The 24,050-nt window shown below is 53.0% G+C and carries 20 protein-coding genes; 10 read left to right on the forward strand and 10 right to left on the reverse strand.

The window, feature by feature from the left end:
- Nucleotides 1–19: 19 nt before the first annotated feature.
- The 6 genes from wecB to GQB00_RS04970 form a co-directional block, all read right to left on the reverse strand.
- Nucleotides 20–1,165 (reverse strand): non-hydrolyzing UDP-N-acetylglucosamine 2-epimerase, encoded by a 1,146-nt coding sequence (wecB, locus tag GQB00_RS04945; protein ID WP_165855399.1) that lies wholly within the window; start codon nt 1,163–1,165, stop codon nt 20–22.
- A gap of 177 nt (nt 1,166–1,342) precedes the next feature.
- Nucleotides 1,343–3,301 carry a polysaccharide biosynthesis protein gene (locus GQB00_RS04950; RefSeq protein ID WP_165855400.1) on the reverse strand — a complete coding sequence of 653 codons (1,959 nt, stop codon included), beginning with the start codon at nt 3,299–3,301 and terminating at the stop codon, nt 1,343–1,345.
- A 240-nt stretch (nt 3,302–3,541) separates the two neighbouring features.
- Nucleotides 3,542–5,308, reverse strand: coding sequence for an SLC13 family permease (locus tag GQB00_RS04955; protein ID WP_165855401.1), 1,767 nt, complete (start codon nt 5,306–5,308; stop codon nt 3,542–3,544).
- A gap of 28 nt (nt 5,309–5,336) precedes the next feature.
- Nucleotides 5,337–5,933 (reverse strand): adenylyl-sulfate kinase, encoded by a 597-nt coding sequence (gene cysC, locus GQB00_RS04960; protein ID WP_165855402.1) that lies wholly within the window; start codon nt 5,931–5,933, stop codon nt 5,337–5,339.
- Between the two features lie 334 nt (nt 5,934–6,267).
- A complete protein-coding gene (locus GQB00_RS04965) occupies nt 6,268–6,693 on the reverse strand; it encodes a pilin (protein ID WP_165855403.1) in 426 nt (141 codons plus the stop codon).
- A 155-nt stretch (nt 6,694–6,848) separates the two neighbouring features.
- A complete protein-coding gene (locus GQB00_RS04970) occupies nt 6,849–8,117 on the reverse strand; it encodes a polysaccharide biosynthesis C-terminal domain-containing protein (RefSeq protein ID WP_165855404.1) in 1,269 nt (422 codons plus the stop codon).
- A gap of 162 nt (nt 8,118–8,279) precedes the next feature.
- Between GQB00_RS04970 and GQB00_RS04975 the strand changes: the two genes are divergently transcribed.
- Together GQB00_RS04975 and GQB00_RS04980 are read left to right on the forward strand one after the other, a co-directional pair.
- Nucleotides 8,280–9,086 carry a sulfotransferase family protein gene (locus tag GQB00_RS04975; protein ID WP_165855405.1) on the forward strand — a complete coding sequence of 269 codons (807 nt, stop codon included), beginning with the start codon at nt 8,280–8,282 and terminating at the stop codon, nt 9,084–9,086.
- On the forward strand, nt 9,070–10,032 hold the full coding sequence (locus tag GQB00_RS04980) for a glycosyltransferase (RefSeq protein ID WP_165855406.1): 963 nt from the start codon (nt 9,070–9,072) through the stop codon (nt 10,030–10,032). Before GQB00_RS04975 ends, GQB00_RS04980 begins: the two co-directional genes overlap by 17 nt.
- Here the strand turns inward: GQB00_RS04980 and GQB00_RS04985 are convergent.
- From GQB00_RS04985 to GQB00_RS05000, 4 genes are all read right to left on the reverse strand, one after another.
- Nucleotides 10,029–11,057: a DUF354 domain-containing protein gene (locus GQB00_RS04985; protein WP_165855407.1), complete on the reverse strand. Its 1,029-nt coding sequence runs from the start codon at nt 11,055–11,057 to the stop codon at nt 10,029–10,031. The two genes, GQB00_RS04980 and GQB00_RS04985, sit on opposite strands and share 4 nt — an antisense overlap.
- On the reverse strand, nt 11,058–11,939 hold the full coding sequence (locus tag GQB00_RS04990) for a glycosyltransferase family 2 protein (protein ID WP_207950612.1): 882 nt from the start codon (nt 11,937–11,939) through the stop codon (nt 11,058–11,060).
- Complete coding sequence (locus GQB00_RS04995; protein ID WP_165855408.1) at nt 11,932–13,875, reverse strand: tetratricopeptide repeat protein; 1,944 nt, start codon at nt 13,873–13,875, stop codon at nt 11,932–11,934. Before GQB00_RS04995 ends, GQB00_RS04990 begins: the two co-directional genes overlap by 8 nt.
- Before the next feature lie 65 nt (nt 13,876–13,940).
- The gene (locus GQB00_RS05000) at nt 13,941–14,393 is read right to left on the reverse strand and encodes a pilin (protein WP_165855409.1); all 453 of its coding nucleotides are present in this window, start codon (nt 14,391–14,393) and stop codon (nt 13,941–13,943) included.
- Nucleotides 14,394–14,711: 318 nt separating this feature from the next.
- Between GQB00_RS05000 and pilB the strand changes: the two genes are divergently transcribed.
- From pilB to GQB00_RS05040, 8 genes are all read left to right on the forward strand, one after another.
- On the forward strand, nt 14,712–16,424 hold the full coding sequence (pilB, locus tag GQB00_RS05005; protein WP_165855410.1) for a type IV-A pilus assembly ATPase PilB: 1,713 nt from the start codon (nt 14,712–14,714) through the stop codon (nt 16,422–16,424).
- A gap of 2 nt (nt 16,425–16,426) precedes the next feature.
- On the forward strand, nt 16,427–17,644 hold the full coding sequence (locus GQB00_RS05010) for a type II secretion system F family protein (protein ID WP_165855411.1): 1,218 nt from the start codon (nt 16,427–16,429) through the stop codon (nt 17,642–17,644).
- Nucleotides 17,645–17,729: 85 nt separating this feature from the next.
- Nucleotides 17,730–18,605: a prepilin peptidase gene (locus tag GQB00_RS05015; protein ID WP_165855412.1), complete on the forward strand. Its 876-nt coding sequence runs from the start codon at nt 17,730–17,732 to the stop codon at nt 18,603–18,605.
- Nucleotides 18,606–18,613: 8 nt separating this feature from the next.
- On the forward strand, nt 18,614–19,228 hold the full coding sequence (gene coaE, locus GQB00_RS05020; RefSeq protein WP_165855413.1) for a dephospho-CoA kinase: 615 nt from the start codon (nt 18,614–18,616) through the stop codon (nt 19,226–19,228).
- A gap of 22 nt (nt 19,229–19,250) precedes the next feature.
- Nucleotides 19,251–19,712: an HIT family protein gene (locus tag GQB00_RS05025; protein WP_165855414.1), complete on the forward strand. Its 462-nt coding sequence runs from the start codon at nt 19,251–19,253 to the stop codon at nt 19,710–19,712.
- Between the two features lie 61 nt (nt 19,713–19,773).
- Nucleotides 19,774–20,772 (forward strand): hypothetical protein, encoded by a 999-nt coding sequence (locus GQB00_RS05030; protein ID WP_228160534.1) that lies wholly within the window; start codon nt 19,774–19,776, stop codon nt 20,770–20,772.
- Nucleotides 20,769–21,509 (forward strand): tRNA (N6-threonylcarbamoyladenosine(37)-N6)-methyltransferase TrmO, encoded by a 741-nt coding sequence (gene tsaA, locus GQB00_RS05035; RefSeq protein ID WP_165855415.1) that lies wholly within the window; start codon nt 20,769–20,771, stop codon nt 21,507–21,509. Before GQB00_RS05030 ends, tsaA begins: the two co-directional genes overlap by 4 nt.
- Nucleotides 21,510–21,657: 148 nt before the next feature.
- Complete coding sequence (locus tag GQB00_RS05040; RefSeq protein WP_323127248.1) at nt 21,658–24,006, forward strand: response regulator; 2,349 nt, start codon at nt 21,658–21,660, stop codon at nt 24,004–24,006.
- Nucleotides 24,007–24,050 lie beyond the last annotated feature (44 nt).

Genomic DNA, 24,050 nt, shown 5'->3' on the forward strand with positions numbered 1-24,050 from the left:
GGCATAATGGCGCCCCATTCTATAGTTCGCGGCCCTTTCGTGCCTTACCCCACTCGATGATCGCGTTCGCGATTCGCCCACATGCATGACCATCTCCATAAGGGTTGTGCGCCAAGCTCATGGCCCGGTAGGCAGCTGAATCACTCAGTAGCATTGAGACTTCGGCAACGATTTTATCGGCGTCTGTGCCAACGAGTTTAACCGTTCCCGCACTGACAGCCTCAGGGCGTTCCGTATTCTTGCGCATAACCAGAACCGGCTTTCCGAGAGAAGGCGCCTCTTCCTGGATTCCGCCGGAGTCCGTCAAGATGATGGCGGCGCGCTTCATCAGATAGACGAAAGGCGTATAACCAACCGGTTCAATCAGATGGGCATTCGGCAGGCCCTCCAGATATCGGAGCACCGGCTCTCTGACACGAGGGTTCAAATGAACTGGGTATAGGAGATCGACACCCGGATTTTCCAGGGCAATACGCCTGACAGCCTTACATATGGACTTAAAACCGTCACCGAAATTTTCACGCCGGTGCCCGGTAATCAGTATCATTCGCGCATCGTTGCGCAAAAAGGGATACTCATCCTCACATTCCCGATGCAAATCTCCATCGGCCTCCAGCTTCGAGGACATGTCGAGCAGCGCATCAATCACCGTGTTGCCCGTAATAACGATGTCTGCTTTATCGACACCTTCTTGACGTAAGTTAGAGGCGGCCTGCGATGTCGGCGCGAAATGCAGAGACGCTAATGAACCAGTAATCTTCCGGTTTGCCTCTTCAGGCCACGGCGCGTATAAATCGCCCGTTCTTAGGCCCGCTTCCACATGCGCGACAGGGATCTGCTGGTAGTACGCTGCAAGTGATGCCGCCATAGTCGTCGTAGTATCGCCGTGGACCAGCACTATATCCGGTTGCTCGACAGACAACACAGCTTTCAACCCAACCAATACAGACGCTGTGACATCAGCCAGATCCTGCCCAGGAACCATGACGTCAAGATCGTGATCAGGTTTAATGCCATAGAGTCCCAGAACCTGATCCAGCATTGCTCTATGCTGCCCGGTCACACAAATACGCGAATCAAATCGGGGGTCGTCAGCTAGAGCCCGGACAAGTGGTGCCATTTTTATCGCTTCAGGGCGCGTACCAAAAACACTGAGCGTCTTCATTTACTCTCTCTTGCAGATCCTGCCTGACGGGCCACGGATGCGACATTCCAACTGTAAACATTTCCTGACGGAAAAACAGCGGCGGACTATACCACATGAAGCACTCAGGATCTGCGAGGCCGACCGGGCACGAATAACCGTCACAGCAGGCCGGGACACACAGAATAAACGGTTGAGCTAGATAGGTAGGCGGCGCACATTAGCCTGCATTGTTGTTTCCTCTGGCTCCAGCGCTCTACGACACCAAAGCGTGTCCTCCAATGCACCGTTTGGCTGATACCCTGTTGGCGCAGAATGGAGAATCTGGACAATCTTGTCGCAGTCAAACCGCTGGCTAGCACTCTCAAGCGCCTCAAGAAGGGATTTCATGTCAGGCCATGGGAGTGCATGCTCTCTCGCCATCATAATTCTCGGGTGCACAGTCGCCATGGGAGAGTCGCCAATCAACAATTCCTCGTATAGTTTCTCGCCAGGTCGGAGACCAGTAAAGACGATTGCAACATCACCATGAGGGTTGGCTTCCGTTTTTTCAGTCAACCCCATCAATCGCACCATTTTCCGTGCCAGGCTCGATATCTTCACCGGCTCGCCCATATCAAGTACGAAAACGTCCCCGCCCTTCCCCATCGCACCGGCCTGGAGCACCAGCTGACTTGCCTCGGGAATCGTCATGAAGTATCGGGTGATCTCAGGGTGCGTCACCGTTACTGGACCACCATCCCTGATCTGGTCACGAAAAAGCGGTACAACAGAACCTGACGATCCCAACACGTTACCAAAGCGAACCATGGAGAATACGGTATCTGTTTGACGCTGAGCCATTCCCTGCAACACCAGCTCAGCAAGCCTTTTGCTACCGCCCATTATGTTGGTCGGGCGTACCGCCTTGTCTGTGGAAACCAACACGAATCTCTCTACGCTTGCGGCGACGGCTGCCTCAGCGCACCGCCAGGTACCGATAACGTTGTTCTGGACCCCTTCGACGACGTTGTGCTCTACCAAAGGTACATGTTTGTAGGCCGCGGCGTGATACACAATGTGGACCCCGAAACTACGCATAATAGCTTCGTTTCGCCTTCTATGAACGACGCTTCCAAGCAACGGGTAAATATCCACGCCCAGATGCTCGACCTGGTTGATCGAGCGCAGCTCTCGATCTATGTCATAGAGTGCGAACTCGGATTGCTCCAACATCACAATGCTGGCCGGACGATTACGAATAATCTGACGACACAACTCTGAGCCTATCGACCCTCCGGCACCGGTGATCATGACCACTTTATTGTCGATACTGCTCGCTACAACCGCGTCATTGGGTTTTACAGGGTCACGACCTAAGAGATCGGCGATATCAAGATCGCGGACATCATTAATTCGTGCCTGACCGGCAACCAACTCCGACATTGATGGTACGGTCTGAACCGGGACTGATAGCTCTTCAAGCGATGTAATCAGCTTACCCCGACTAATAGGCCCATCATCCTCCAGCGCCAAAAATACCCGTTGAACCCCCTGCTCACGAACCGCTTTTCGAATATGCCCTACGCCATAGACCTGCATACCCGAAATTTGCGTCTTGTGCTTTTGCCCATCAAGCGATACAAACCCCATAGGGCGGTACTCCGTACCCTGAAGGAGAGCATGATGAAGCTGCAATGCCTTGGGGCCAGTGCCGACAATCAGTACACGGCCTTTCGTTTTCTCTCGAGAGCGATTAATAAGTGCTCTAACGCTAAAGCGGCTACCAGCGATCAAAACGAAGAGCAGAGCACCATAAATCACCGGCACGGAACGGGGGACCATCGCGCGAAATCCATATCCGGTAAAAACCAATGACATGGCAGAGATGACCACGCCCAAAAGCATCACCATTAAAACCTTTTCACCGATATAGCGTATGACGGCCCGATAAAGGCCCAAACGTATAAATGCAAAAATGGTGATGCATGCGGTCGCCGCGAACGCGAGATATTGACGACCATCAGGTAACCAACTCAGATCCTCAAATCTCAAAGCGTACGATGACCATAGGGCAAGAGAGACAAAAAAGAGATCAGAAACGACAGAAACCAAGCGCTTGTAGGGACGCGGCAACTCAAAAAGCCATTGTTTTAGGCGCGAAAACAAGCCCTTCATATAAGTCTCATCCTGACAGTGGATCCATGATCAAGCACTATAAACCCAGATAGAAAAAGAAAAAACCAACACTCCGATCCATCGAAACGGCAAAACTAAGCGCTAGCATTTCCGATTCAGGCTCGGGAGCAGCGCCCTAACCCCAAGACCAAAACCGCGCCAGACAGCTCTATCAGAGCACTAAACCGCGTAGCGACGCCATTAACAATTGGCCAGAAAATAGCCAGTCGTACTCAATACCTAAAACGACCAAACCCGAGGAATCAGCGCCACGGCTACGACGCCAATCACTACACTCAACGGCAAGCCAATTCTCAGGTAGTCCGAGAAGCGATAACGCCCCGGCCCATATACCATGAGATTAGTCTGATATCCAAGCGGAGTAATAAAAGATGCTGACGCGGCAAACATCACAGCCATCGCAAACGGAAGTACACTGACGTTGAGCTGACTAGATACTGCGAGCGCGATCGGAAACATGAGCACTGCCGCGGCGTTATTCGTAATCAGCTCGGTAAAACACACCGTCAGAACATAGACCACAGCCAATGCAACCCAGGGCGACACGGACGCACTGGCAAGCGCGTTTTCCACCAGCAAGTTAGCCACGCCTGTTACGGTCATGGCACTACCCAAGGCAAATGAAGCAGCAATGACCGTCAATACCGGCAAATCAAGGCTTCTCCGTGCCCGACTGGCGGTGAGACACCCAGTTACCACCATTCCACCGGCAGCCAAAAAGGCAGCTTCCATAATAGAAAGAAAGCCGGACGCGCTTGCCAGCACCATCAACGCCAGCACTCCCAGTGCGACAGGCGCTTTACGAAAGTCAGGCGGCGTCGAATCGTTCAGGGCGCTTACAAGCAGGAAATCGCGACGAAAACGGTACTGCTCAACAAACTCATGACTAGCTTCCAACAGAAGCGTATCGCCCACTCGAAATTCGATATCTCCAAGCTTTCCGAGAACACGCCTTCCCTCGCGGGAGACTGACAAGACGACGGCATTAAAACGAGTTCTGAAGCGACTATCCCGAATCGTCTTGCCGACGGCTGGAAATTCAGGCCCAAGAACAACCTCAACCAAACAGCGCTGATGGTTCGCAAAATCAAGCTTATGAACGCCAGCCTCCGCCGGCTTCAGCCCACGGATACGCCTGAGCTCAGCAGCACACTCTGGCGCGCCGACAAAATAAAGACGATCGCCTGCCTGCAATGTTCGACCAGGCTCCACCGCTGTCAGCAAACGTCCGCTCCGGTCTATTTCAGCCAGATAACCATAAGCGAGCGCTCTCAATCCGGCTTCTGCAATGGTTTTTCCGACAATCGGGCCTTTTTCAAGGACCTCAACTTCAACACCATATTCGCGGACTTCTCTGAGCTCTTCGCTTACCCCCCCACGGTCAGGCAATAAACGGTTGCCAAATATGACAAGATAAAAAAGCCCTACCCCAAAAAGCGGAACACCGACCACCGCCACATCAAAAATACCCAAATGGATATCGAGGTGACTCTGCAAAAGTCCGTCAACAACAAGGTTTGTGCTTGTACCAATTAAGGTACATGCACCACCGAGAATAGCGGCGTAACTCAGTGGTAAGAGCAACTTCGATGTGGAAACCCCTAGACGCTGCGCCCAATCCTGGACTGCCGGAATAAACATGGCCACTACAGCCGTGTTATTCATAAATGCGCTGAGCAATCCCGTCGGAACGATCAACCTCAAACGCACCAGCCTTTCATTTTTGGGGTGCCCCAGAAGGATTCTGGCAATCCACTGAACAGCACCAGTTTCCTTAAGGCCGGCGGCTACAACATACAACACCGCAACGGTAATGAACCCGGGGTTCGAGAAGCCTCCGAGCGCCTCCTGCGGCGACAGAATGCCGGTCACAAGCAGCAAAGCCAAAGCCGCCATCAGAATGAGATCAGCTGATACCCGCGTCAACGCCAGCGCCAGCAACACACAAGCAAGGGTCGATATCGTCGTAATGGCTTCCCACGTCATATCCGATCAACGCCCTCAGGCAAGCATCTCAAGAGATCAGCTCCCGGTGCACTAGATACGCAATTAGGGCATCAACACATTGCTCAACGCTGCTGGTTGACGAATCAATTCTCACTTCGGGGCGCTCTGGTGCCTCGTATGGCGAATCTATTCCCGTAAAGTTTTTGATATCTCCCCGCCTGGCTTTCTCGTAGAGACCTTTCGGGTCTCGCTGTTCACAGGCTTGTATTGGTGTATCCATAAAAACCTCAATGAATTCACCTGCGGGGAATAACTTGCGAACCATCCTGCGATCAGCATTAAACGGAGAAATGAACGCGCTGATCACAATGAGGCCCGCATCTGTAAACAGCTTACTAACTTCGCCAATGCGCCGAATGTTCTCCTCACGATCCTTGTCAGAAAACCCGAGATCCTTGCAAAGCCCGTGACGAACGTTATCGCCGTCCAAAAGAAAGGTGTGATACCCCCTCTCGAATAGAGCAACATCCAAGGCATTGGCTACGGTTGACTTCCCTGAGCCACTTAGACCTGTAAACCACAACAAACAAGGCTTCTGTTTTTTTGAGGACGCGCGTTCGGCCCGGGACACTTTGTGATGATGCCAAACTATATCTTCGGTCAACTCGGTACCCTCTCAACGATCCTCTGGAAACCCCCATAGCAACTGCTCATAACGACGAGACTCGAAATACCATACCGGGACCACTTCAATTCTAGCTTCCTCGAACCCATAACAAAATTGGCGCCAGCTAACAGCCTTACAATAGGAAGTTTATATGCACTACCCGACTTTGCCCGATGATGCAATCTAATCGAAGCTAACCCAAACCTTAGAGGATAGAACAATACTAGGAGTAGTCGCCATGAAACCACAGCTGGGAAGCCAAAATACCGGCTAGAGAGTGAAATCATGGTACTGGTTACTTCACCTTCCCCAGTCAAACCACTTGAGAGACTCATCGACAACTAGCCGGAACGTACAGTGGTGATCCGGAAAACGTACAGTCCCAAGTTATAGTGCCGGCACTTGTGATCGCCGAGAAGATTAATCTCTCGCCAGCTATCAACTTGGAGGCCTTATTTCCAATGTTCACGGTAACAACGCCATCTTCGACTTTAGTAGAACTCACATATTCGCCAACCACCAAATTCGCAGCTGGTAGGCCATGGGTACCACTATCAATTCCGTTAAAGTCGCCATTTTCCATATAAATAGTCGCAATAATGCCTTTTCTCAAGCCTTCAGATACTGAGATGGCTTCACCGATCTGCGCTCGAGCTGTATAGTTTTGGTAGGCAGGGATTGCAACTGCTGCCAATATTCCAATGATCGCAACAACGATCATTAACTCAACTAACGTAAAACCTCTGGAGTGCTTCATCTTCTTCTCCCTAATTACCTAATCGAGCAGAAAGCAAGATGTACGCCACCCCAAAAATAGCTATCAAACAATGAGTTACACTCCGAAACACTTGTCGGATGGCGACATAGGGCCAAAAGTGCCACATTTCGTCAGCCGTAAAAGAAACTAATACATCAGACCCAAACTTTGAATACGTTAATATTTAAGCGCTTGGCCACAAACATCACACCCAGGCAGTTCTGGAGCAACACCCCAAATAGTGCCGCCACAGCCGTTCCCACCACTGAAAAGAACGGCACAAGCAACAAACTGCAAGCACAATTTAGCAAAACAGAAAGAACAAGGGACAGCCGCATTAACGACTCATTGCCACTCATTACAAGAAGTGTTCCCACTGGTCCGGTCACGAGATTAACCAACTGACCGAAAGCCAATATAATCAACACATCATGCGCTCCAACAAATTGATTGCCAAAGAAGCCAAGAATTTCCTTGGAAAAAGAAAACACTATAATGAAAATAGGAAAACCAAAGATCCACAACGAAATCAATGAATAACGAGTCAGCCGAGCGACGTCCTCAAAACGACCGTCATGGTATAGGCGAGCAAACTTAGGCCCCAAAACAGCATTAAACGCCATTAAACAGAACCCTATAACCACAGCGACACGCTGGGAAGCGGAAAAGAAAGCCACTTGATCAACAAGACCAAAGACTCCTAACATCAACTGCGCTATCGACTGATTGAAAGCCGATAAAAAAGACACCAACCACAATGAAGCCGAGAACAGACGGACACCACCATTCAAAAAAGAGGCCTTCTTTTCTGGCACGCCTGCCAGGCAACGCCGCACGAATATATATGAAACAACCAAGGCCAATAAGCAACTCAATACATAAATTACCGCCGCCTTGAGGGCGGAATTATCGTCAACATACATCAGCGAAAAAACAAAAACTGTAGGAACAAAAGTCATTAGAAAAAAAGATGACCAACCAATCGCACCAACGCCCCTCATAACCTCCGCCTGAACATGCGTTAATGCCAACAACGGGATCCCGACGGACATAACTGATAAAACGAACGCGTAAGTCTTTGGAAGCGAAAAAACATAGACTGCAGAGAAAAGCGCGCCAGAAATTAAAGCGAGCAACAAAAACGAAAAGAGCGCAACCCTCGCCAGGGCTTGACGATACACGCGCCAAACCGCTCCACGCCCTCCCTGATCCGCCTCCGCCGCCACAACCCTTACAATAGAATGATCAAATCCAAGCTTTCCAATTACCACCCCAAGGGAACAAATGGCCAAACCCAAGAAGAATAATCCCGATTCAGTTAGCGGCATAGAGTTCGAAATCAAGACAGCAATCAGAAAAGTGGCGACAGCAGCCATAATACGTGCAATCAACGCCACCCCCGCACCAGTAAGCAGCGTTCGCACTGAAATAGAATCCAACGCATTCAAAATAAATCACCACACTTATCTAGTATCACACTAGCAATCACTCTACTCACCAGCACCAAGCCGACAAGATCGTATAGACACACTATGCGAGACTCTATAACATACTATCTTGCAGCCAACCATCAAAGGTTACAGGAAATGCAACCCGTTTTTATCGTGGGATGCCCCAGAAGCGGCACTACTCTGGTACAGTCGCTTATCGGCACTTCGAGAGAAATCTACACACCTCCAGAAACCCACTTTTTTTCAGGGATTCGTTTTCTAAGAAAACCAAATCCAAGTGTCTTCGACATTATAGTATCTAATGTAATAGGAAATCTCAGTTTCAAAAAAGCGACAGGAAGATATACTGGTTTTTTCGCTGATGAAACTTCCGCATGCGAGAAGCTGCATAGCACACTCTCCAGGATAGCTTTGAGCAACGGAAAATCGCAGTACGCCGAAAAGACGCCAGCACATCTTCACGCGATAAAATTAATACAGTCAAAACTGGAAAATGCAAAGTTTGTATTTGTAACACGCTCCGCACTCGGTACCGCAGCATCTTATCAGAAAGCAGCCAAGAACTGGAGAAAAAGCGGAGATGAGACGGATATCATTGGTTCATTCGGACGATGGGTTAGAGACACGTCGATAGCCCAAGAACGCTGCAAAGAGGTCAACGGCATAATCGTTGATTATGACCGTCTCGTATCTTCAAAAACTCGGCATGACGAAATTGAAAAAATCGAGAGCTATCTTGGAATAACCCTTTCACTCGACAATGATGCGATAAAGGAGTCTGCGAAGCGCGTCGTTCATAAATGGGAAAGTTGGAAACTTAACAACCTGAACAACTCATCAATCAATGCAGCGCAACCCAACCTTTCCGACGAAGATATCTCTACCCTGAAAAACGCAATCAACAACCTGCAAAAAAGACTCAGCGATGAAAAAAAGCGATAGATCAAGGCTGACATTCTACCCCCGACAGTCGAAAAACCCATATTTAGAAAGAATGCTTGCGCTTTTTGCGGCAGCTGGAAAGGTAGAGCCAAGACCTTTGTCTTTAAGAAGTATCATCTTACCATCGAGAACAGGAACTATATTTTTCTTAAACTGGATCGAGAATCTTGCCGTTATAGGCTCAATTCCAGGACTCGTTGCTACAATCCTATTTGTAAAAATAATAAAAATGAGAAACGCAAAATTAATTTGGGTAAAACATAACATTTACCCGCACTCCTCGGGGCGCATCAATAAAGATATAGCGAGGGCTTGCCAAAACTTCGTAGAAAGAAATGCCGATGCCGTTATTTGCCATGGAAAGAAACATTCATCAGACTTTTCGCTTAGGTACGTTCCACATCCCCTTCCTGTGATAAAGCAAACGATGAGAGCCAGTTCCAGTGGAGATTACTATATTTGCTTCGGCAGGATGATGCCCTACAAGAACATTGATAGACTAATCCGCGATTGGCCGAAAAACATGAAACTGGTTATTTCGGGAGAGTTTTCTGCCAACTATTACAAGACTATATTTAGACTCTGCCAAAACCTCGACAATATATCCTTAGAAAACACTTACCTGAGCGATCAAGAATTAGCTGAACGGATCAGCTTCAGCAAAGGCGTTATCATCCCCAATGATGGCAATACTTCAATTATTAGCGGAGGGATACTACTTGGGCTATCGCTGGGAAAACCAACTTTCACAAAATCACGACGCATGTTTGAAGAGTTCGATGCAAATACAACAGGACTTTATCTCATCTCCGATTGGTGCGACATCCGCTCAAAAGTTCTACCCACGAAAAACTCCATCATTGCGAGTAGCCGAAAAATATATGGTGATGATGCAATCAAAGACCGTCTACGACAGATACTAAAGGACTTATCGCAAGACGACTAGCTCGATTTTTCGAGTACGCTTACTACATATTCGGAAACATCAATAGTGCTTTCGATCAGAGTACCGTGTAAAGATTTGACCTCCCCTTTTGACAAAAGCCTCATCTCGTCAACTGCATCTTTTATCTTTTGGAAGTCGAGATGAAATACATTCTTTAGCAGTCGATATTTTTCTTCTTGCTCATTACAGTAGCCACGCCCAGTATTAGCAGCATATATAGCCGGCACACCCATAGTAACGGACTCGGAAGCCATTGTTGCGCTTTCACCTACATAGAGGCGACAGAGACCAAGCACATGATGAATGTTCTCGACGTCGCCAGTGTAACTCATCCCCATCAACTCAGGAGGCAACCGATCTTCTGAAGAGATAAGAACCTTCCCAAACTGAGACAAGTACTCAGCAACGCGCGTCAATAAATCCAAGGACCATCCGCTTTCACCAATATCGTGATTGGCTTGCCAAGAAACAACGCGAATAAAATAGGTATCACCAACGGCAGATAGCCCATTTTCAATCGCTATATCGCGATTCGCCGTAAAATAATGCGGATGCAGGTAAGACAGCTCGTGATACCCTCTATAACGGGTAGCCGTTGAGGGCAGCCAAGATTCATAACATTCAGGCACATATACAGCCGAAGCGAACGGGTAAGTTAGAAAATTCTGAAGCACCGCATTTTCTGTGTCGTAAAAAACAACAGAACGAGTTCGCGTAAAAAAACCCACTTGCGCAATGAATATCCCCCCAATTGCCACCATTACATCAGGCTTTTCTTGAAGGACCAGCTTGAACAATGAATAATTGCGCCGAACCAACTCTTTGAGTAAACCCAAAACTCCTTTCCCGGCTTTTCCATCTAGCAAGTCGGCATGTGTAATCCCCATACGATCTAACAGCTGTGATGTAACCTCTTTATTTCTACTAGTCACCACCACATCATGACCATTTTGAGCCAGCCTTTTGATCGGATTTCGAAAAAAGTGCGCATGGGCGGGATGGCAAACATCTATAAGAATCTTCATCTAGAGCCCGCCTTCCTCGCGATCACTGGAAGAGGAGTCCTTGTACATCAATTGAGTTATTTGTTCGGAGACCAGGCCCATAAAGAAGATAATGATCGAGGTACTAAATAGAAGAGCACTCATATTAGTAAAACGCCCCTGACTTATCAGGGTGAACATGTAGTAACCACACCCCAGAAAGAAAAAAAGAAAGCTGGCAGGAGTAAAGAGCTTCAAGGGCGAATAAAGCGTTCCTACCTTGAATATAATTAAAAGAAAGCGCAGTCCGTCCTTTATAATATTGATATGGCTCTTTCCCTCTCTACGCTTTACATCGATAGGCTCATAAGCGACTGCGTAACCAGCCCTGAAGAAAGCCATCGTGCTCGTTGTAGGATACGAAAACCCGTTCGGAAGCAACGTAATGAATTCCCGAAAACGCTTTAGTCGTGCTACTCTGAATCCGGATGTAAGATCCTCAATTTTCTGCCCGGTCACGTAACTTGCAAGCCTGTTATAGAACCTGTTCGCCATGCCTCGACCTACGCTCGCCTGGCCTTTCTTTGAACGAGCCCCAACTACCATGTCGAAACCCTCGTCTAATTTACGTATCAGCCGAGGAATCTCTGCCGGGTCGTGCTGACCATCAGCATCCATAAATACGACAATCTCACCAACAGCGGCGCGAGCCCCCGTCTTGATCGCCGCTCCATTTCCCAAGGAGTAAGGATGGGAGATAACCTTCGCTCCAGCTTGCGCTGCGAGCATTGGAGTCTCGTCAGTAGAACCATCGTCTACCACCAGGATCTCAACAATGTCACTGATGACATTTAAGCGAGATACCACGGAACCAATGGTATCCGCCTCATTCTTTGCAGGTATTACAACTGAAACCTTATTCATGATTCGCGGACTCACTTCTAACCGTGGCAATAAACTCATTAATATCCGTCAGCCGCGGAGCCTCGGCCAACGCACGCCCTCTCAAACCACCAGAGAGAACTTGTTCTCGGGCTTTTAGCGCATAATCCAAGGACTGATCGTACACCTTATTGGTCGCCAAATAAGCAGCCATATTCATCAGCTTCTGGGGATCAGAGCGGCTTGAAAGGGAGCGTTCAAAGCTAGCCATTGCTAGCTGCAATTCCCCACCTTTAATCTGAGATACACCCTTAATATAGTACAGCTGAGCATAGGCCTGAGAGGCTGGCACATTATTTCTAGGTTGTTCCAAGAGAGCATCGACATAATCTATAACAAAGCGACTATCTAATCCTTGGCAGTCTGATTTAGACGACCAACTCTCTACATTTTGAAGCAAATTAAAGTATGTCGGTCGATACAACTCAGTCTCGGCCAACGATAACAACTTACTTTTTTGTTGATCAGTAACTCGACTCACACGACATTTGACAAGAGTATAAGTAGTATCAAGAAAGAGATCGTCACTAATTCTATTAACCGCATCCTCAAGCAAATTGAGAGACGCCTCTCCCTGGCCAGCATCGTATAACATCTTTGCCGCCTCTACTTGCGCTCTAGGGGAATCCGGCATCTTTGTCGCCCAAACCATTGCCATTGAAGGGTAACTGGACCACAGTGTCGCACCGTACCAACAAAATGCAGCAAGAAGAAGGAGGATAGAAGAAAAAACCGCCCCAGAGATTAAAGGACGTAAGAATCTAAACCCATAGTAAGTTAGAGGTAGGAATAAAAACACACTGCCCAAATAGGTTCGATGCTCAAACATCAACTCCAATCCGACTGTCGTGGATTCAACGAGCTGACTGGCAAAGAAGAACAGAATAGCAAGAGACACTAGCGGTGCTTTGCAGCGAACTACAAGCGCCAACACAATGGAGATGAGGACACCCACCCCCCCGATAACGGTTGTAACTGGAGAAAATAGACCACTGCTCGCATTAAAGGTGTCATGAAAGACCCCTGTTGTATAAAGGTGCGGAACGAAAAGGTGGTATAGATAGACCCAGACTACGCGAAACTCGGTCATGAGACGTTCTACGGGGGTAAACTCTCGAATGGGGAAATTAGAGTTCCAGCCATTCTTCGTCGCCAAGTATGCAAGCCCCACGATAACAAGCACAAACGGTAGCTTTAGATAGATAAGATACCAATATTTATTTAGCCGCTGGAAACTAGAAGATTTAAAGATAGTGGCTTCAATAACCAATAGAAGCACCGGCAACAGAGCGCCATTTTCTTTCGACAGGGCAGCTAACATACCCAGCGCGGGCAAAATTAGGCTTAGCAATACATAGATCTTTCGATCGTTGCCTGTGCCAATCAGCGCGCGGCATTTAATGTATAAAATGATTGCTACTAATGAAAACAAAAGCGGTAACTGCGCCATCCGTTGCACAACGTACAGCGTTGTCGATACAAAATACGGATGAAGCAACCACATCAATGTTGCAATTAGGGCTGCCCAATATATATGGGGACTCGATTGCACGTCCCGCTTACCAACAACAGCAAGCAAGCAAATGCACGCCCAGAATACTAATACCCCATTCAACAAATGAATCAAGACATTGGTGTATTTAAACGAGTACGCCGGAGCAGGCCAACTATTTGCGTCGATGAGAAAACTAATTAAAGAAAGCGGCCTACCGGTTGGCCCGGCTATTCCGCTTAAGCTGTATTGAAGAAATGCATGCCAGTTATCGATTGTGCCGAACGCCCCCAGCAAGCTGAGGTTATTGTAATCATCAAAAATAAAGGGGCCATGCAAGCCGGGCGAATAAACAAAGAAAACAGCCCCGAGACTCGCAAAAAAAAGAAGCCCGACGGTAAGCTGTGAACGATTTATATCCAGCATAATTCTCCACTACGCAAAAAAAGCCCGCGCCGTTGGCGCGGGCTTTCATTCAACCGATGACCGTATTAGTTACGGCAGCTCGTCGGCACGTATTTGTTGTCGATGGCATCAGTACCGCCCGGCTTACAAGTCCAAGCAATGCTACCACCAGAAGTCACGGCAGAAATCAGCAGCGTCTTGTCATCAATAGTGGCGTTGACGTCGTTACCGTATCTGATTTCGATCTGACCGTAGTCGCCGCCGCCGTATGCTGCGTTCACGTTTTCAACATAGGTACCGATGATGGTGGACTGACCCGCGAGACCTGCAGAAGCGTTTGAGCTCGGGAACTCACCACGCTGGTTGTAGAACTCAGCCAGGGCAGTTTTGGCGCCAGCGGCCAGGCTCAGACCTTCAGAAACCTGTGAACGGATGGTGTAGTCCTGGTAGGCCGGGATAGCAACGGCGGCCAGAATACCGATGATCGCAACAACGATCATCAATTCAATCAAAGTAAAACCCTGTTGTACGCGCTTCATATACTTCTCCGAATTTTGAATTTCCTTGACGCCCCTAAAGGGCAGCCTGCGGTACGGCAAGCAGATGCCGTGCCAGTTGCAATAAAATGTAAAAAATCCATTTCTTTCAGAACCCTACATCAAAGATAGGCGATCACACAGTGTTAGCCGACCGGTCTGCGTGCCCCACTGCGCCACCAATTGACACTTTGCGTCACACAAGCAACCACTTCGCGCAGGTTACAGACTGACATCACAAGCGCCTTTCAAATCAGGTAACCGCGATCTAAACTTGGCAATCAATCTTTTCCTAGCAACTTGTCGACAGCACTGGAATTTATGCCACCAAACAACCAGAACGTCACGCTCACGGGTCTCGCACGACGCTTTGTGGAAGATGGTCTGCTAGACGAATCCGCAGCGAGAGATGCATTCATTCAAGCATCGAACAACAAAATCCCACTCATCACTTACCTGGTCCAGAACAACCTGGCCGATAGCCGTGGTCTTGCCTACTCCGCAGCCATGGAGTTTGGGGTTTCGGTGCTCGATCTGAGCTCATTCGCGCCCGAGATGCTGCCAGAAAAGATTGTCGACGAGAAACTGGTCCGCAAACACAGTGCCCTCCCCCTCTACAAACGCGGCAAGCGGCTTTTTATCGCGGTTTCAGACCCCACGAACATCCAGGCTCTTGATGAGATCAAGTTCAACACCGGCCTGAGTACCGACGCGATTCTTGTGGATGACGCCAAGCTGCGCGAGATGATTGATCGGTACCTTGAGTCCAGCGATGCGACAATGGGAGATCTGGAAGACGCTGATCTGGAAGGTGTTGATGTCGAAGGCGGAGAAGATGACGATGACGACGCGGTCAGTGCAAGCGACGTTGATGACGCGCCAATCGTAAAGTACGTAAACAAAGTGCTTCTCGACGCCATTCGAGGCGGAGCCTCAGATATCCACTTCGAACCCTATGAGAAAACCTACCGCGTTCGCTACCGGACCGATGGCGTGCTCAAGGAAATGTCGAAACCCTCCATAAAGCTTGCACCCAAGATTGCTGCACGGGTGAAGATCATGGCCCAGTTGGACATCTCGGAGCGACGCGTCCCCCAGGACGGCCGGATCAAGATGAAGCTGTCCAAAACCAAGGCCATCGATTTCCGGGTCAACACCCTCCCTACCCTTTGGGGCGAAAAGATCGTTTTGCGTATTCTTGACCCCAGCTCCGCCAAGCTGGGGATCGACGCCCTCGGCTACGAGGACGAACAGAAGCAGATGTATATGGAAGCCCTGGAACAACCACAGGGCATGATCCTGGTTACGGGTCCGACCGGGTCCGGTAAAACCGTCTCCCTATATACCGGCCTCAACATTCTCAATACGCAAGAGCGGAATATCTCTACCGCTGAAGATCCGGCGGAAATTAACCTGGAAGGCATCAACCAAGTCAACGTTAACAACAAGGTGGGCCTGGGCTTTGCCGAAGCGCTACGCGCTTTCCTGCGCCAGGATCCGGATGTCATCATGGTGGGTGAGATTCGGGATCTCGAGACCGCTAACATTGCCATCAAGGCGGCTCAGACAGGCCACCTGGTTCTGTCGACCCTTCACACCAACAGCGCTCCTGAAACGCTCACGCGAATGATGAATATGGGCGTACCGGCGTTCAACATCGCAACTTCCGTCAGCCTGATCATTGCCCAGCGACTGGCTCGACGTCTCTGTAGCTGCAAGGAGCCAGTCGAAGTCCCCAAGGACGTGCTTTTGAAGGAAGGCTTCACAGAGCAACAAATCGATACAGGCTTTACTTTGTACCGTCCCAAGGGCTGTGATAAATGCAATGGTGGATATAAGGGCCGCGTCGGCATCTACGAGGTCGTCAAGGTCACAGAGAACCTCGCCAACATGATTATGGAAGAGGCGAGCTCCATTCAGATTGCAAAACAGGCTCAGGCGGAAGGCTTCGCGAACTTGAGACAGTCCGCAATTAAAAAGGTCATGGACGGCGTGACCAGTCTCGAAGAAGCGAACCGTGTGACGAAGGATTAACGATGGCAGAAAACGCGCAGAAGCTTGCGACTTACATCTGGGAAGGCAAGGATCGCAAGGGGAATAAAACCAAAGGCGAGGTCGCCGGTGTTAACCAGGCGCTGGTCAAAGCCCAGCTCCGAAAACAGGGCATCATGCCCGATAAGGTCAAGAAAAAGCCGAAGCCACTGTTTGGCGGAAGCAAAAAGATCACCCCGTTCGACATCGCCATGCTGACCCGGCAAATGGCCACCATGATGAAAGCTGGCGTGCCACTCGTACAAAGCTTTGACATCGTTGCCGATGGCATGGAGAACAAAGGGCTTCAGGATCTGGTGATTAACCTGCGCAACGATGTCGCATCGGGAACCAGTTTTGCAGGGGCACTGCGTCGTCACCCCAGACACTTCGACGACCTTTACTGCAACTTGGTGGATTCCGGGGAGAAGGCCGGGGCACTGGAGCAAATGTTGGACCGAATTGCCACGTACCTGGAGAAGACAGAGATACTTAAGAAAAAAGTAAAAAAAGCGATGACTTACCCAATCGCCGTCATTGTGGTGGCCATCGTGGTAACCGCCATCCTGCTGGTCAAGGTAGTCCCACAGTTTGAGTCCTTGTTCCAAGGATTTGGCGCTGACCTCCCAGTATTCACCCAGTTCATCATAGAAATCTCGGAGTGGATGCAAGCTTGGTGGTTTATCGTTCTGCTCGGTATCGTAGGCACGATATTCGCCTTTAAAGAGGCTAAGCACAGATCCGCAAAATTTTCCGACTTGGTGGACAAATACGTACTAAAACTACCCATCATCGGCGAGATCTTGGACAAATCAGCTGTAGCCAAATTTGGGCGAGTACTATCGACTACCTTCGCTTCTGGCGTCCCGCTCGTAGACGCGTTGGACTCGGTCTCAGGCGCCACCGGTAACGCCATCTACCGCGACGCCGTGACCAAGATCAAGGAAGAAGTCTCCAGCGGCACCCAGCTTCAGGCGGCAATGCGATCAGCCGGCGTATTTCCCGTTATGGCCGTTCAGCTGACAGCGATTGGCGAAGAATCCGGTAACCTCGATTCGATGCTGGAGAAAGTCGCAGACCACTACGAGTCCGTCGTCGATGACATGGTCGACAACCTTACTGCCCTGATGGAACCAATGATCATGGCCGTTCTCGGCGTGCTCGTCGGCGGCCTTATCATCGGCATGTACCTGCCGATTTTCCAGATGGGCCAAGTGGTTTAAAACACCCTTCATCCAAATTCGTCCGCGCCACTGGCCAGCTCTCTAGCCGGTGGTGCGGACGCCTCGACTTCAAGTTAATACGTTCATGCCAACTCTCGAAGCCCTGTTCTCATATCCGGCTTACCTTTACCCGGTTCTTGTATTCCTAACCCTCTGCATCGGCAGCTTCCTGAACGTCGTCATCCTCCGCCTCCCCAAGATGATGGAGCAGGACTGGCGCTGCCAGTGCGAAGATTTCCTGGAGGTGCCAGAGGGCGAACGCAAGGACGATCGGAAGATCACCCTCGCCTCGCCCAATTCCACCTGCCCCTCCTGCGGCCACGAGATCAAGCCCTGGGAAAACATTCCGGTCATCAGCTACCTGCTGCTACGTGGCAAGTGTGCCGCCTGCAAGTCCGGCATTTCCATTCGCTACCCGCTGATTGAGGCGGCCACGGCCATTCTGTCCGTGTTTACTGTGGCCTGGCTGGGTGCGACGCCGGCCAGCCTTTGGGCGCTGGTGCTGGTCTGGGCGCTGATTGCGCTGACGGTGATCGACTTCGACACCCAACTGCTGCCGGACAGCATCACCCTGCCCCTGCTCTGGCTGGGCCTGATCCTGAACTATTTCGGCGTGCTCACCGACTTCCAGAGCGCGTTCTGGGGCGCGATCTTCGGCTACCTGTCCCTCTGGTCCATCTACTGGCTGTTCAAGATCGTGACCGGCAAGGAAGGCATGGGCCACGGCGACTTCAAGCTGCTCGGTGCCCTGGGCGCCTGGCTGGGCTGGCAGTTGCTGCCGGCCGTCATCCTGCTTTCCTCCGTTGTCGGCGCGGTGATCGGGATCAGCCTGATCGTGTTCCGGGGCCACGGCCGTGAAGTACCGATTCCGTTCGGGCCCTACCTGGCGATTGCCGGTCTGCTCGCGCTGTGGTTCGGGCCAGAGCTGCAGAGCTTCTGGTTCAACTTTCTGGGCGTGTAGGAGATCGTATGCGCGTTATTGGTCTGACAGGCGGGATCGGCAGCGGCAAATCGAGCATCACAGCGTTGTTCGAGGCGCACGGTGTCCACGCGGTGGATGCGGACACGGTCGCCCGGGGGGTCGTCGAGCCCGGCCAGCCGGCGCTGGAGCGTATCGCTGAGCACTTCGGCCGCGATATTCTCGACGGCAGTGGCGCCCTGGACCGCGCTGCGTTGCGGCAAATCGTGTTCGAGCAACCGGCCGAGCGGGAGTGGCTTGAGCAGCTCCTGCACCCGATCATCCGGCAGGAGCTGATGCGCCAGCTCTGGTTGAGCGAGGACGCCGCGCCGCCTGCCGATTATGAGGCGGGTTACGTTCTGCTCGTCTCCCCGCTGTTGCTGGAAACCGACCAGAACCAGCTGGTGGACCGGGTCATCGTGATCGATGTGCCGGTCGACGTGCAGATCGAGCGCACCATGGCCCGGGACGCAAATGACCGGGACCAGGTGGAGCGGATCATCGCCGCCCAGATGGATCGTCAGGAGCGGCTCAACCGCGCGGATTTCGTCATAGACAATTCAGGCGCGCTCGACGAAGCTGAAAGTCAGGTGGTGCGCATCCACCAGCAGCTTTCTGAGGCCTGAACGCGACAAGGACAGCCCATCCGTGACCCGAGCATGCATTTTCTGCGAGATTGCCCAGGGCAAGGCCCCCAAGGCGCTCGTCTATGAAGACGATCACTGTCTCGCCTTCATGGACATCCACCCGCTGGGCGACGGGCACGTCCTGGTCATCCCGGTTGAACACGCCGTTCAGATCACCGATTTGGCTCCGGAAACCTCCGAGCACCTGTTCAACGTGGCCCAACGGATCCTGCGAGGCCAGCGGCGCTTGGGCTTGGGGCTGAACGGCACCCATATTCTGCTCAACGATGGCGAGGCGGCGAATCAGACGGTTCCGCACGCCCATATTCACGTGATCCCCCGCAAGAAAGGCGATAGCTTGCGTTCGGCCAGCCGGTTGCTGTTGCACGTCACCGGACTGTTCGGCCCCAGGGCGAAACGGACCACCCTGGAGCAACAGGCGAAAGCGTTGCGATATGAGCTCGATGGCAAAACCCCGGACTAGCCCACCGCCCCGCGGCCTCTGCGGTCTTGTCTGCGTCTTCGCTCTCTTTGGGTCGGTATCAGTGGGCGCAGCCACCAACGGCGAAGAGGAAGCCTACACGGCGCCGCTGACGATGGACGCGGTGCCGGCGGACTACTACACCTTCTCACCCGACGAAACCAACTATCCGCTTGTCGACTCCTGGTGGATCGACGCCTCCGACTGGGTCATCCGCCAACACCAGCGCCGCTCGGTGCAGGTGCAAAGCATGGGCGCCTGGGCCGACCGCACCCTGTCCGGCGATGCCTATGCCCTGCCCGCCAATGAGAGCTACCTGCGCATCGGTTTCGCCACGCGCTCGGAAACCGGCGACCTGGCCCAGATCGAACCTGAGGCCCGGTTCCGCCTGGACCTGCCCACGGTCGAGGAAAAACTGCGACTGGTCATTGAAAGCGAGAGCGAGGAGACCAAATCCCTCGCCGAGCGGGACCGGGACCGCCAGCTCACCGATGCCGAACGGACCGACACCGAAGCCACCGGCGCGCTGCGCTACATCACCGACCTGACGGACATGATCAACCTCACCAACGACGTGGGCGCGCGCCTGCGCCTGCCGCCGGACGCCTTCTGGCGGGCCCGCGCCAAGGGCGAGTTTGAGCTGTCGCCGGCGTGGCGCCTGAACATTGACCAGCGCGTCTATTACTTCCACCAGGATGGCTGGGGCGAGAGTACCTGGCTGGGGTTCCGGCGTCGTATCGGCGAGTGGAATTTCCTGAGCGCCTCGGAGTTGCGCTGGGTCCATTCCGACCGGGAGTTTGAGTTCTCGCAGATCCTGAGTATGGTGTCACGGCCCAACAACCGGGCCGAACTCAACCCGCGCCTTGGCATTCTCGGCGAAAGTCAGCCGGACTGGCGCACCACGGAGTATTTCGGCGACTTTACGTACCGCTATCGCCTGTACAGCACCTGGTTATACGGAGAGGTCATCCCCGCTGTGAATTTCTACCGCGACGACAGTTTTGACGCGACCACCTCGCTCACCCTGCGGATCGAGATGTTCTTCGCAGGCAACATCCGATGAGCCGTCATCCATCCCGTCCGGCGCAGGACGCCCTGACACTCGAGCCCGTTGCCATCACCCGCTCCTGTTTCCGCGACAAGTTCGGCGTGCCGCGACAGCCCGGCCTGACCCGCCACGCCTGGGCCGACCTGGTGATCCAGCCGCCCTATAACCGCGAGGACGCCTTCCGCGGCCTGGAAAATTGCTCGCACCTGTGGCTGACCTTCCAGTTCCACGAAGCCGTCCGTGCCGAGTGGCGTCCGACCATCCGCCCGCCGCGCCTGGGCGGTAACCGGAAGATCGGCGTCTTTGCCAGCCGCTCGCCATTCCGCCCGAACAGTCTCGGGCTGTCCGTGGTGCGCAACGAGGGGCTGTCCCGCCGGGAGGGCAACCTGGTCCTGCGGATCCGCGAGCACGACCTGATCGAAGGCACGCCCATCCTGGACATCAAACCTTACCTGCCGTTTGCCGATGTGGTGGCCGACGCCCATATCGAATGGGCCTCGGACGCGCCCACCGAGCGGCTGACGGTGATCTTCTCGGATGACGCCGAGCGTCAGCTTCAGGCGCTGGACGGCGACCGCTATCCGGATTTCCGCAGCCTGATCGAGGACGTGGTGGCCTACGATCCGCGCCCGTCATTTCGTCGGGGCCGGATCGAGGAACGGGTGTACGGCGCGCACCTATATGACCACAATGTGCGCTTCCGCTTCGACGACGGGCACGTAACCGTTTTGACGGTAACTCTGCTAGACTGAGATTCCAGCCAATCGGGGCTGAAACTGGAGGCTCAGTGATTCGGCAACCGCGATTTCCGGGATCGATCAAGGTTCTGGAACGATACTTGCTTGCACATTCGAACCAGGAATTGCCGTAGTCGCAGCACTCGACCAGGGAACCGGTAGCGTGGCATTGAAACTATCCCTCAAGAAACTTGGCATTCGGCCATTGGCGGCCCGGTTGCTGGTTTATGTTCTGACATTCAGTTTCCTGCTCTCACTGGGCGCTACCGGAGCTCAAATGGCCGGCGAATTCGAGCGCCGCAAGAGCGACCTGAAGGAAGTCCAGAACCGGGCCGCCGAGATGCTGATTCCGGTCCTTAGCAGCAACCTCTGGATGCTCGATTTCGAAGCGGTGAGAACCAGCCTTGACGGCCTGATGGCGTTTCCGTCGATGCAGTACGCCGAAGTCCGGTCCGAGACCGGCGACGTGTTCCGCGTCGGCACTCCGGTCTATGACGAACGCCTCGAACAGCACTTCCAGATCAAGCTGGCCTCCGGCGAACGAGCCGGTCAGGTGCTGGGTACGCTGACCATCGCCTCCTCCCTGCAAACGGTCTACAACGACGTGGTCGGCCGTGGCCTGCTCCTGCTGCTATTCCAGACCCTGATCGTCATGCTCGGCACCCTGGGCCTGCTGGTGATCATGCGCCTGACCCTGACCCGGCACATGGAAGCCATCGCCGACTATATCAAGCGCCTCAATTTCGACGCCCTGATCGCCCCGCTTAAACTGCGCCGCAAGCCACCCCGTCGCCCCGACGAACTGAGCGAGGTGGAACACGCCCTCAATGTGATGCGCAACCAGTTGCTGGAAGAGGCCCGGGACCTGCGCCAATCCAACCTGCGCTCCCGGGACGAACGCGACGAAGCGGTGCGCGCCAACCACGCCAAGAACCTGTTCCTGGCCAACGTCAGCCACGAACTGAGGACGCCCCTGCAATCGGTGCTGGGTTACGCCAGCCTGCTGGACGACACCGAACTGGATAACGAACAGCGTGATTTTGTACGCACGCTGCAAAGCTCCGCGGAAAGCCTGTCCGCCATCATCAACGATCTGCTCGACATCTCCAGCATGGAAGCGGGCAAGATGGTGCTGGAGGACATTCCCTTCGACCCGCGCGACACCCTCAACGATGTGGTGATCATGCTGGGCGACCGCGCCCGCGAGAAGGGGCTGGCACTGGAGCTGCGAGTGGACGAGAACCTGCCCTCGGCCCTGCGCGGCGATCCGATCCGGCTGCGCCAGGTGCTGCTGAACCTGGCCTCCAACGCCATCAAGTTCACCGACTCCGGCCATGTGCTGATCAGTGTCGAAGTGCTTGGCTACCGCAATCACCAGGTCCAGCTGCGAGTGGCGGTGGAAGACACCGGCGTAGGCATCCACTCCGAAGACCTGCCGCTGGTCTACGAGCCTTACGTGCAGCTCGGTCAACGCTTCCGCCGCCAGCTTCCCGGCGCCGGCCTGGGTTTGACCATCTGCCGCCAACTGGTGAATCTGATGGGCGGCCGGCTCGATGTTGAGAGCCGCCCCAGCGAAGGCTCCACGTTCTGGATCGAGCTCAACCTCGCCGTCGCGCCGGACGCCACCGCCCGGGTCCGCCCGGATTCACGCATGATCAGCGGCAAGCGCCTGCTGGTGGTGGATTCCTACGCCCTGTCTCGCAAAATCACGCTGGAAATGCTGTCGCGGCACGACGTGGACATCGAGGCGGTACGCTCCGCCGCAGAAGCGATCCTGGCGCTGCGTCAAAGCAGTGAGAGTGGCGCGCCTTTCGATGCCATCATACTCGACGGCTTCGTGCCGGACATGGACAGCGATCTGCTGTGCCAGCAGGTGCGAGAGAATCCCGAGTGGAAGGACGTGCGCATCCTGGTGCTGTCTTCCAACCCCCAGCGTGGCGATGCCGAACATTTTCGACAGGCCGGCGCCGACGGCTTCCTCAGCAAGTCCCTGCGTGAATCCTGCCTGACGCCCATCCTGCACCAACTGTTTTCCGACCGCGCGAACCGCGAGCGCACCTTCCTCACCCGATTCTCCCTGCAACCCGGCCCCGAGCAGCGCGACCGCGAACCACTGCCCAGCCACAGGATGCGAGTGCTGCTGGTGGAGGACAACCCGGTCAACCGCACCCTGACCCGGCGCCTTCTGGAAAAGCTCGGCTGCGAGGTAACCACCGCCAACGACGGCGAGGCGGCCCTGGGGCTGATCCAGTGGCACCAGTTCGACATGATTTTCATGGACTGCGTCATGCCCCGGGTGGACGGTTTCGAAGCCACCCGCCGCCTGCGCCAGCGCGAAAAGGAGCTGAACCAGCCGGCCGTTCCGGTGGTGGCGCTGACCGCCAGCGCCATGGAGAAGGACGAAGAGAAGTGCCGCCGCGCGGGCATGGACGCCTTTGTCGCCAAACCGGTCAACATGGAGATGCTCCGGGCGGTGCTGGAGCAATTCTGCCGGAGTGCAATCGACGTCTGAGCCGGTTAACATGACGCTCGATGGTACGGTTACTCCTTGACCAG

The sequence above is a fragment of the Marinobacter sp. JSM 1782161 genome (assembly GCF_011421605.1).
Lineage (GTDB): Bacteria > Pseudomonadota > Gammaproteobacteria > Pseudomonadales > Oleiphilaceae > Marinobacter_A > Marinobacter_A bohaiensis.

Coding starts and splice junctions, on each gene's coding strand:
- wecB (WP_165855399.1), bottom strand. CDS start 1,165: ATGAAGACGCTCAGTGTTTTTGGTACGCGCCCTGAAGCGATAAAAATG.
- GQB00_RS04950 (WP_165855400.1), bottom strand. CDS start 3,301: ATGAAGGGCTTGTTTTCGCGCCTAAAACAATGGCTTTTTGAGTTGCCG.
- GQB00_RS04955 (WP_165855401.1), bottom strand. CDS start 5,308: ATGACGTGGGAAGCCATTACGACGATATCGACCCTTGCTTGTGTGTTG.
- GQB00_RS04965 (WP_165855403.1), bottom strand. CDS start 6,693: ATGAAGCACTCCAGAGGTTTTACGTTAGTTGAGTTAATGATCGTTGTT.
- GQB00_RS04975 (WP_165855405.1), top strand. CDS start 8,280: ATGCAACCCGTTTTTATCGTGGGATGCCCCAGAAGCGGCACTACTCTG.
- GQB00_RS04980 (WP_165855406.1), top strand. CDS start 9,070: ATGAAAAAAAGCGATAGATCAAGGCTGACATTCTACCCCCGACAGTCG.
- GQB00_RS04985 (WP_165855407.1), bottom strand. CDS start 11,057: ATGAAGATTCTTATAGATGTTTGCCATCCCGCCCATGCGCACTTTTTT.
- GQB00_RS04990 (WP_207950612.1), bottom strand. CDS start 11,939: ATGAATAAGGTTTCAGTTGTAATACCTGCAAAGAATGAGGCGGATACC.
- GQB00_RS04995 (WP_165855408.1), bottom strand. CDS start 13,875: ATGCTGGATATAAATCGTTCACAGCTTACCGTCGGGCTTCTTTTTTTT.
- GQB00_RS05000 (WP_165855409.1), bottom strand. CDS start 14,393: ATGAAGCGCGTACAACAGGGTTTTACTTTGATTGAATTGATGATCGTT.
- pilB (WP_165855410.1), top strand. CDS start 14,712: ATGCCACCAAACAACCAGAACGTCACGCTCACGGGTCTCGCACGACGC.
- GQB00_RS05010 (WP_165855411.1), top strand. CDS start 16,427: ATGGCAGAAAACGCGCAGAAGCTTGCGACTTACATCTGGGAAGGCAAG.
- GQB00_RS05015 (WP_165855412.1), top strand. CDS start 17,730: ATGCCAACTCTCGAAGCCCTGTTCTCATATCCGGCTTACCTTTACCCG.
- coaE (WP_165855413.1), top strand. CDS start 18,614: ATGCGCGTTATTGGTCTGACAGGCGGGATCGGCAGCGGCAAATCGAGC.
- tsaA (WP_165855415.1), top strand. CDS start 20,769: ATGAGCCGTCATCCATCCCGTCCGGCGCAGGACGCCCTGACACTCGAG.